We start from the raw sequence: 9,981 nt of genomic DNA on the forward strand, positions 1-9,981 counted from the left end.
TATTTTCAGCGTACACATGTAAGCCACATTATACCGACCGCTTCACTGATTCAACTAACCAGCACGATTCGCCTTACTACTACGTCAATAATGTGATTCCAACCGCATCAAAACGAGCATTTATGTAACAATAATGACTATGTGAGGCTTGAAAATATCCTGCTGGCATCGCCTCTTTTAATCCGGCTTTTACTAAAGTGGCATGTTCTTCACGTGTCATGATGACATATTCAAGATGTTCATCAATAACCGCCTTAATATTTTCAATCGTCGCCTCATCATCACGCACTAACGTTTTTAAATAACCCGTGATCACCGATAACGGCATCATCATCTCTCTTACAAGCAATTTTCGTTCCTGAATATGATGTGCTGCAACTGTTCGCTTACCTATATTAAAAATCTGTATCCAATCAGGTTTGCCTTGCTTCGTAACCAATTCATGTTGATAGCAATAATATGACTCTAAAAACGTCCGTAAATGACGATACCGCTCAGAATAGACTTCCAAATAAATATGCTGTAATTCAAGATTAGCATTAAAGCTATTGATTTCACTCATGAGTATTCCTTTTTATTTGCTTGTTTTTATTTGCTATTTTTCTAGCAAACAATAAAAATCAACTATTTATGAAATTTTTATTATTTGATTACGGTCTACTCAAATAACAATAATTATCATTTTAAATATTATCAATAGGCCGCTTATGCAAATAAAAGTACGCCCTCGTTGGGCATTAACAGAAAACCAAGTAACACCAGAAGATGTCTATCATCAACGGCGCTCTATTTTAAAAAAACTGGGGATTGCAGCTGTTGGATTACCATTATCAACCAATGCCCACGCTGGTTTATTTGATTTTATCTCATCTTCAGAAGAGCCTGCAATTGATCATCGTCGACAATTAGCAGCAACAACCTCACCATTATCTAACCCGACATTATCACTAACACCAGAGGATAAAATTCTTCATTATAATAATTTTTATGAGTTTGGTACGGATAAATCATCGCCAGCAGTACGTGCAGAAAAATTTATCACTGATCCATGGAAAGTAACAATTGATGGGATGGTAAATAAACCATTCACACTCGATTATGATGACTTATTTAGCCAGTTTACCCTAGAAGAACGTATCTACCGCTTACGTTGTGTTGAAGCATGGTCAATGAATATTCCGTGGATAGGTTTTAGCTTACGCGACATCATTAAAAAAGCCGATCCACAACAACAAGCAAAATACGTCGCCTTTGAAACCTTATACGATCCTAAGCAAATGCCAGGGCAAGCATCATCACGACTTGGTGGTGGTATTGAATATCCCTACGTAGAAGGCTTACGAATTGATGAAGCTATGCATCCATTGACCATGATCTCAGTCGGATTATATGGCAAAACATTAGCCCCGCAAAATGGGGCTCCTTTACGGCTTGTCGTGCCGTGGAAGTATGGTTTTAAAAGTATTAAATCGATTGTACGTATCCATCTTACCGATAAACAACCACCAACGACTTGGAATCGTTTAGCACCGAGCGAGTACGGCTTTTATGCCAATGTTAATCCTGAGGTTGATCACCCACGCTGGAGTCAAGCCAGTGAACGTTTTATTGGTAAAGGCAATGTCTTTAGCAGTCAACGCCAACCCACATTAATGTTTAACGGTTATGCTGAAGAAGTGGCAGCGTTATACAAAGGTATGGATCTAACAAGGAACTATTAATGCTCACTCAATATGCTCAAAAGTACCGCCTCACCCCTTCTCGTATCTTAATGATAAAAGTCACTATCCATACGGTGTCTTTATTCTTTATCGCGATACTAATTCACAACACTATTAACGGTGGGTTTGGTGCTGATCCAATCAAGGGCATAGAGCATTTCACTGGCAAAGCAGCATTAAATACCTTGATACTGACACTATTGTTATCACCTTTAGCAAAGCAATATAAACAAGGAGGACTGATACGTCTAAGACGATTACTCGGCGTATACAGTTTCTTTTGGGCTGCACTTCATCTTATTGTCTATCTTGCACTGGATCTGAATTTTGATTGGTCTTTATTAGGTAGCGAGATAATAAAACGTCCTTACCTTGCCATTGGTGCTATTAGTTGGATTATCTTATTATTATTAACACTTACCTCTACACAATCGATGCAGCGTCGCTTAGGCAAACATTGGCAACAACTGCATAATTGGGTGTATCTCGCTTTACTATTGAGCCCTATTCACTATTATTGGTCAGTAAAATCAGGATTGATTGAGCCAACAATTTACTTAGGTGTTTGTGCCTTGCTGTTATATTGCCGTAAACAAAAAATCATGAAATGGTTTACCAAAAACACCAATCAATACCAGACTAAATCAGCGACAAAAAACACCAACCGCTAGATAATCAACTATCAAATCCAAAAGGAGTGTAATGTCCTCCTTTTAGTCTTTTTATTTAATAGATAATAATATCAAAATCACGTGATCCCGACGCATAAATACAGTTAGTTGGATTGACTAACCCCATCTAGCCACAGACAATACCAACAATTTTTTACATTTAGTGCTGTGGTTCACATGGAAGATGTCCAATGACAATATCAACATCCCAACCATTATCTTTACGTGATGATTCAATCTTTCGTCTTTTTTGGCGCTATACTTTACCCACCATCGCAGCCATGCTTATTACGGGGATCTATGTTGCCGTTGATGGAATGTTTGTTGGACATTTCATCGGGGAAGATGGCCTTGCCGCTATTATGCTCGGTTACCCTATTGGTTCTATCCTTTATGCTATTGGTGCCATGATTGGTATGGGATCATCTGCTTTAGTCTCAATAAAAATGGGAGAAGATAATATTCAACAAGCGCGTCATATTGTTGGTAATGCCCTGACTCTGTGTATTATTACTGGCCTTATTTTTTGCTCGTTAGGGCTGATGTTTGGGCAAGATATTCTCATTTGGATTGGGGCAAAGAATCATATTTTATCAATGGCAACAGACTATTTATTTTGGTATTTCACCATGGGTGGGTTTGCTATTGTTTCAATGGCTTTTTCTGCATTATTGCGTAACGATGGTCAGCCTAATCGCGTAACATTGATCATGATCTTAGGTGGCATATTAAATATCGTTCTCGATTGGTTGTTTATTGTCGTCATTCCTTGGGGATTAACCGGTGCCGCAATTGCTACCATGCTATCGCAGGCCGTTACCTGTATCTTATGCCTACAACACTTTTTCACCGATAAAACACAATTACGTATTGACAGAGATAGCCTTAAAATAAAATGGGATACTGTATTACAAATACTTAAATTAGGCACATCCAGTTTATTAATGTACATGTACCTATCTGTGGTATTAATTCTACATAGCAAAGCTTTTCTATTAGTAGGAAAACCCATTCATGTCGCCGCTTACAGCATCGTTAGTTACACTGAGGCATTCTTTTATTTGATTTTTGAAGGTATCGCACTAGGCACTCAACCCCTTGTCAGCTTTAATACCGGAGCAGGTCTTAAAGATCGCGTCATTAAAATTCGAAACCTTGCATTTGCCATGACCTTATTGATAGCCGTTATTGGTGTCATTACTTTATATAGTATTCCTGATGCCGTAGTGTATATGTTTGCAGGTAATAATCCGCTCCTTCAACCTGAAGCAGTGAAAGGTATGTCGCTCTATTTTTGGGGACTGCCTTTTGAAGGGGCATTACTCATAGGTGCAACCTACTTTCAGGCGATAAATATGCCTAAAGAAGCCTCTCTATTAACAGGGGGGAAACTCATTCTAATCACAATTATTATTTTTGTGCTGGCGCATACAATTGGCGTTACTGGTGTTTGGATTGCATTACCTATTTGTAGTGCTTTGCTTACTTTATGGATGGTGTATCGATTAAAGAAACCCGTATAAAAATCCATAGAGAAAATGGTAAAGGTACCATCACAACAACTATCAACTTGAGGATAAATTTCGATCCCTAATGAACAAGCTTGCTCTAACATAAAGGCTAAAAGTAGAATTATGAACTGTCATATTAAAGGAATGAAACATGGTTATTCGTGCAGATTTTGTGCTTAGTTTTAACCTATATCCAAGATTAAAACCAAGAACAGATAGCAATAATTTATAATAAAAAATTAAACATCCATGACGGTAACCACATATATTTCATTTTGGTAATATCAGGATCACCAGCCCCATAAACACTGACTTTATTGCCATCATGATCGATCGCTTCATTCTCAGCAACAATTTTATAGCCTTGTTTAGCCCGTGAGAGAATACTACTTTCCACGGCTTGAACCAGTTCATCATTGCCCTTACAAAATAGCCCCATTTCAGTGTTATAATGATTAGATCGATTATCAATATTATACGTACCAACCATCACTTCATTGCCAAGACTTCGTTTATAAACCTGGGTTTTTGCATGCATGCCCCATCGAGCTTGCTTCGTTTCAGGGAAAACCACATCCGTTTCAGCTATCCACTCACCAGCATGCACAGACGTTGTAATGCCTAATTTTTGCCAATCATAAACATGTTGATACAATTGCGCAGCGACATAAGAAGCATCTGTCGATGACAATGAATTAGTATAAAGAGTGAGTTTCACCTGCTTGTTTAACATGGCTTGCATAAGGTTCTCAGACTTACGGTTATTCAATAAGTAAGGCGATGCCAAGATGAGCTCTTGATCAACTGACATCACTTTGTCAAAAATAGTCTTGCGTAAAAATCGATAATTATCACTGTATGGATCTTTAAAACGAGTCCAAAATGAGCCACCTGGAGCATCAGTTGTAAACGTTGTTTCTGGGCATAAATAGCGTTTTTTGTGTAATAACAATGGGCGCGCAATAGCTTCAATTTTAATGCGAGCAGATTGCTCTGCCTCATTGGGCGCTAAAAATTCAGCGGTTTGTGCTATTCGTCGTTCATATTTTTGTAACTCAACCCTAAAAGTCGGTTTTTGAGGCACTTGAAAACGTTCACTAATACTATGTTCATAAAAAGCATCAAAGGAAGCTGCCATTGCGGCAACAATAGAGCCTTCAATATATAAATCCCGATCAAGAAAATTATAATGGGTTGATAAATCAAAATAATCGTTTTCTATATTGCGACCACCAGTGATAGCTTCCCGATCATCAACCACCAGCAATTTACGATGATTTCGAAAGTTAATCGTTGAAATATAATAAATTGGTGCAGCATTATAATAACGTACCTCAATATTATATTGCTGCAAGGCCTGGGCATAAAACTCATCAAACTCAAATACAGTCGCTGACTTATCAATTAATATACGTACAGTAATGCCACGTTTAGCAGCAGCCACCAACTCACGAACAATGATCTTGCCACTTAAGTCAGGCGAAAATATGAAATATTCAACATCAATGCTTTTTTCCGCTCGACGAATCATATCAATACGCATTTGTAGTGCAACAACACCACTGTTTAACACTTGGATCTCATTACGATTGTGGTCAGTATTTGGATCGTAAATATCTACTTGATGATATGGATAAGGGTTAGTTTTTGATAACTCATGATAACTATCAAAATCTTCGTCCCAATAAACAAGATTACACCCCGATAATCCATTAGCAGCAGCGATCACTGACAAATATATGGCTCGATAATACCATCGATGTTTAGTGCTATTACTGCTTTGATTCCAATTCACATGATCTCCTTGTTTTAATAAAAACGTACAGCTTTATCAATTATTATAAGCTCTTCTTATTTACAGCATTTTACTAATAAAGAGTGCACTTTAACAACACATGCACCATACACATTAGAAAGGTTAAAAGTATTCATTTTACTCATACAGATATTAGTTATGCTATTACTTCAAGATCTAAAAGCAACATATCACATCAAAATAAGGTTTAAGATAACAGCAACAATGAGAGGCAAATAATTGATAAAACAATTAAAAGCCAAATCAATACTTAGAACATTAAATAAATGGCACGTCATCAAAAATGATCAGTAAACAACATGATCACTCGCATTCAAATTCTTATTATCGTTACAATTATGAAGCATCACTGATGGATCGTATATTCAGCGTATAATGGTATGGCTATCGAATTACTTATTGCATAAAAAATACGCTGTTATGAATAAGAAAAACCAATTTTTTGATATTTGTATCGCATAAATAACATATTAAGTAGGAATTATTAAAATCATATATACCATGTAGGAATGCACAACAACATAACTAGAAGATCATGACTACAACTACCGTTAAAGAATCGTTACCACCACCAGAACCTTTTTTTGCTATCAAAGTTATTCCAGCAATCATCATTGTATTGCTCAGCACCCTCTGCTGGCACTTTATCGATATACCATCCGAATTAAATATTGCAGCTTTTCATACCGCTATTATATTTATTGCTACTATCGTTGCTATCGTTGCTAACGTCTTACCTACCGGTGCGGTTGCTGTTATCGCCGTTTCCGTCTATGCCGTCCTTCATGCTGGCGGAGAGACATCAGCAAAAGCCGCAATTATGACAGCCACCAGCAATTTTAATAATGTCCTTATTTGGTTGATCGTCATTGCCTTTATGATTGCTCGTGCCTTTGCTAAAACAGGCTTAGGTAAACGTATTGCACTTATCTTGCTTAGTTGGTTTGGTCAGTCTTCTTTACGTATTGCTTATTGTTTAGGCGTGGCCGATTTTCTTATCGCTCCCGCAACACCAAGTAATACCGCTCGTTCAGCTATTATCTCCCCTATTGCCGATTCACTTGCAAAAGCCATCAATAAAGATGATCGCAAGTTGGGTCAATACCTTATTTCTTCAGTAAGCGCCATGAACGACGCATCAGCAGTAGGTTTTCAAACAGGATTTGCGGGTAACCTTGCCTTAGTAGGGATAGCAGCCTCTGTTGCTGGCATTAATATGACCTTTAGCCACTGGGCTCTTTATTTATTATTTCCTGCGGCAATCTTACTATTAACGATTCCCTTTATTCTGTTTAAATTTATTAATCCAGACACAAAAAAAACGCCACAAGCCCCTGCTTATGCTAAACAAGCTTTACTGCATTTAGGTCCTGTCAGTATTGCTGAATGGAAATTAATCGCGGTCTTTATTGCATTAATTATTATGTGGGTAGGCGGGCAATCGTTACATTTACACTCCACCACTTCTGCATTTATTGGTTTATCTGCCTTATTAATCTTAGGTGTTTTAAATTGGAATGATGTTAAATCAGAAAAAGGCGCATGGGATACGCTAATTTGGTTTGCAGTATTAATGGGAATGGCGAGCCAACTAAAAAAACTTGGCTTTACAGCTTGGGTAGGTCACGGAGTTTCTGATTTAATCAGCCAATATATGGGCCATGCTAGCCCTACTGTGATTTTAATTGTGATGATGGCTTTCTACCTTGTAACCGCCTACTTTTTTGCCTCTGGCACTGCAAAGGTTGTTGCTTTAGGTCCCGTCATTATTGGTTCTTTAATGGCTTTAGGTGTTAGCCCTTTAATCTCAATTTTGGCCGTAGCAGGAATTACAAATATAGGTTGTAATCTGACAACCTATAGTCATGCACGTAATCCATTATTAATGGGCTACCAATACCATAACGATAAGCAGTGGATGAAAATTGGCTTGATTATCTCTGGTGGTGGTGCCGTCATATTTATGACTTCAGGTATTATTTGGTGGTCGATTCTAGGTCTAATGTAAACCTTTAATACTGTCATCTAAATATACAGACGCCCTCATCAAAAAAGCCCATATTGTCGTTAAACACAGATGGGCTTCCTCTAAGTATATGATCTATTTATATAACGAAATAACTTAGATAGATAAGCTTACTTTATTTTGTAAGGTTCGAAATTCATGTTTAGCTAAATGACTATCCATTGATGCCCGCAGTAATTTATATAGTAAAATAGACCCATCAATTTCTTCTTTACGATTGGTTAAACTTTCAATATTGAGCCCCAATGGTAAATCATATTCAACCACTGCATCTAAGATTTGATTCAAGCTATTACAGCACATTTTAATCGATTCATGTAATGGATTAGTCGCATTAAGAATACGTAAACTGGTTGCTTCTGGCACACTTACACCTAGCCATTCAATAAACTCTAATGTCTTAGCACTACCACATGGCGAAAACGTTAATAAAATACGCTGAGGTTTAATACCATCTTGCTTACACTCAATTGCATAGCGGGTTAAAATATCAATCGTTGCTTGAGTGTCATAAATAGCTTGAGAGATAAAGAAATTACACCCTTGCTGGTATTTTTCAATTAATCGAGCGTGTTCATTGCCTTTTTTAGCATGGCGTTCAGCAATCATAATGCCGCCAGTAAAAAAGTTATTCTGATGTTCTGCCAATGCTTGATACGCCGTAGATAACGGTAACGACACTTCATTTTTCGCTGACGGACTTCCAACCAACACAATGTCACGTACTTGATATTCATGCCACGCTTCATTCAGCCATTCATCAAATGCTTCTGTTTCCGATTGCACCACACTTTTATAAGTAATTACCGGACGCCCAGTTTTCTTATTGAGTAACGATGAATAATAACGAGGATCATGAGTCGATTTGAATGGGAATGGACGTGGTTTTTTGGTCCGTGAAACTTCATCTTGAATGTCATACACAATCAACCCATCAATAGCGAGATCTTTAATGCGATTCACTAATCGATCTGCAATGCCTTCAACTTCATCTAAAGGCGTACTGGTTTTTGGGGGCGTTGTTCCGATAAAATAAACACCGCGTGTAATATCGTTATAACGTACCCGTAGTTCAGATTCTGCATTTGTCTCTAACGCTTGATTTACCATTAATAATCACTTCCATGTTTTGTCATCGGCCCTAAATGTAGCCATAAATCATTAAACCGATGATGACAAATATTTCCTAACTATAGCGCTATTATGTTGCGCTATCGTTAACATCCTTGTATTAAAACTATTATAACTTCCAGAAAGATACTAATTATTTAAATGCATAAATTAGTTTCTTTTTCAAACACCTTGTTTCCTTTGTACCTAATCACTCTCTATAAATCAAAATATATCCGTTTTATTTTCAATCATATAAAATCACATGCAGGTCTGATCTATCCATGATAAGTAATCAACGGAACCTTTTGTTATCGGTAGTTGGATAATTTCAGGCGTTTCATAAAGGTGGTGTTTTACTATGATAGCTTGTACCTGCTCAAACAGATTCGTTTTAGTCTTAATGATTATTTGCTGCTCTTGATCACAGTTAATCTTCTGTTTCCAATGGTAATAACTTTTAATCGGCATAACTTGAATACATGCCGCGAGGCGCTGTTCAAGTAGAGCATTAATGATTGTTTGACCATTTTCATCATCTGAAAATGTAGTAACAATGACACAATAATCTGTCATTTTTTTATCCTTTTTATGAAATATTCATTCATTAATTTAAAATTTCATCATCACAATATAAACAATCAGTACTTTCCAATCACAAATACTGATACCAATTACCCCACTTTATTGATGACAATCAATGCTGCTATATATCTGAATAGTAAAAGAGGCATATATCTCCATAAAAATGCAATTTTGAGCAAAAATAGTTGCTGGATAGCGATCCAGTTATCAAAAATATAATGTATACTAGCGGCAACTCAATACCTATTCATCGTAAACACTACGATTTAGTGTATTGCGAGTGTAAATACAAAGGTAATGAAATGAATTTAAACCAAGAGCTTCAAAATCTTAACAATCGTATGGACAAGTGCCAGCGTAAACTTGCTGCTGCTATTCAACGTGATGATAAAGTTATCATCAAGCAGTTTAAAGATGAGCTTCTTAGCCTTAACAAAAAAGCGCAAAACGTTAAACACCGTAAGTCATCAGAAGTGAGTGGCAAAAGTAAAGATGTTAAATCTCTTGCTTTTAATCGCGTGTTAACGAAAGCAGAACAAGC

The 9,981-nt window shown here is 37.0% G+C and carries 9 protein-coding genes; 5 read left to right on the forward strand and 4 right to left on the reverse strand.

The window, feature by feature from the left end; translation table 11 throughout:
* Positions 1-79: 79 nt before the first annotated feature.
* Positions 80-562: a hypothetical protein gene (locus Q0V26_RS15090; RefSeq protein WP_297483292.1), complete on the reverse strand. Its 483-nt coding sequence runs from the start codon at positions 560-562 to the stop codon at positions 80-82.
* A gap of 145 nt (positions 563-707) precedes the next feature.
* Here Q0V26_RS15090 and msrP point away from each other — a divergent pair, with 145 nt between their 5' ends.
* From msrP to Q0V26_RS15105, 3 genes are all read left to right on the forward strand, one after another.
* Positions 708-1,721 carry a protein-methionine-sulfoxide reductase catalytic subunit MsrP gene (gene msrP / locus Q0V26_RS15095; RefSeq protein ID WP_297483295.1) on the forward strand — a complete coding sequence of 338 codons (1,014 nt, stop codon included), beginning with the start codon at positions 708-710 and terminating at the stop codon, positions 1,719-1,721.
* Entirely contained in the window at positions 1,721-2,392 is a 672-nt protein-coding gene (gene msrQ / locus Q0V26_RS15100) for a protein-methionine-sulfoxide reductase heme-binding subunit MsrQ (protein ID WP_297483298.1), read from the forward strand. Before msrP ends, msrQ begins: the two co-directional genes overlap by 1 nt.
* A 191-nt stretch (positions 2,393-2,583) precedes the next feature.
* Positions 2,584-3,915 (forward strand): MATE family efflux transporter, encoded by a 1,332-nt coding sequence (locus Q0V26_RS15105; RefSeq protein ID WP_297483301.1) that lies wholly within the window; start codon positions 2,584-2,586, stop codon positions 3,913-3,915.
* Between the two features lie 214 nt (positions 3,916-4,129).
* Here Q0V26_RS15105 and Q0V26_RS15110 read toward each other — a convergent pair whose 3' ends face one another.
* Positions 4,130-5,698, reverse strand: a complete 1,569-nt coding sequence (locus Q0V26_RS15110) for a phospholipase D family protein (protein ID WP_297483304.1) — start codon at positions 5,696-5,698, stop codon at positions 4,130-4,132.
* Between the two features lie 556 nt (positions 5,699-6,254).
* On the opposite strand from Q0V26_RS15110, the gene Q0V26_RS15115 reads away from it, so the two are divergent.
* A complete protein-coding gene (locus Q0V26_RS15115) occupies positions 6,255-7,727 on the forward strand; it encodes a DASS family sodium-coupled anion symporter (RefSeq protein ID WP_297483307.1) in 1,473 nt (490 codons plus the stop codon).
* A gap of 114 nt (positions 7,728-7,841) precedes the next feature.
* Here the strand turns inward: Q0V26_RS15115 and Q0V26_RS15120 are convergent, their stop codons facing one another.
* Complete coding sequence (locus Q0V26_RS15120) at positions 7,842-8,855, reverse strand: methylenetetrahydrofolate reductase (RefSeq protein ID WP_297483310.1); 1,014 nt, start codon at positions 8,853-8,855, stop codon at positions 7,842-7,844.
* Positions 8,856-9,116: 261 nt separating this feature from the next.
* Positions 9,117-9,431, reverse strand: a complete 315-nt coding sequence (gene cutA, locus Q0V26_RS15125; protein ID WP_297483313.1) for a divalent-cation tolerance protein CutA — start codon at positions 9,429-9,431, stop codon at positions 9,117-9,119.
* A 311-nt stretch (positions 9,432-9,742) separates the two neighbouring features.
* Here cutA and Q0V26_RS15130 point away from each other — a divergent pair.
* Positions 9,743-9,981 (forward strand): hypothetical protein (locus Q0V26_RS15130; RefSeq protein WP_297483316.1); only part of this gene is annotated, 239 nt, incomplete at its 3' end.

Source organism: uncultured Photobacterium sp. (genome assembly GCF_947039875.1).
Lineage (GTDB): Bacteria > Pseudomonadota > Gammaproteobacteria > Enterobacterales > Vibrionaceae > Photobacterium.

Bases quoted from the DNA above. Each gene is read 5' to 3' on its own strand.
- Q0V26_RS15115 (WP_297483307.1), top strand. From the start codon at position 6,255: ATGACTACAACTACCGTTAAAGAATCGTTACCACCACCAGAACCTTTT.
- msrQ (WP_297483298.1), top strand. From the start codon at position 1,721: ATGCTCACTCAATATGCTCAAAAGTACCGCCTCACCCCTTCTCGTATC.
- Q0V26_RS15090 (WP_297483292.1), bottom strand. From the start codon at position 562: ATGAGTGAAATCAATAGCTTTAATGCTAATCTTGAATTACAGCATATT.
- Q0V26_RS15120 (WP_297483310.1), bottom strand. From the start codon at position 8,855: ATGGTAAATCAAGCGTTAGAGACAAATGCAGAATCTGAACTACGGGTA.
- cutA (WP_297483313.1), bottom strand. From the start codon at position 9,431: ATGACAGATTATTGTGTCATTGTTACTACATTTTCAGATGATGAAAAT.
- msrP (WP_297483295.1), top strand. From the start codon at position 708: ATGCAAATAAAAGTACGCCCTCGTTGGGCATTAACAGAAAACCAAGTA.
- Q0V26_RS15105 (WP_297483301.1), top strand. From the start codon at position 2,584: ATGACAATATCAACATCCCAACCATTATCTTTACGTGATGATTCAATC.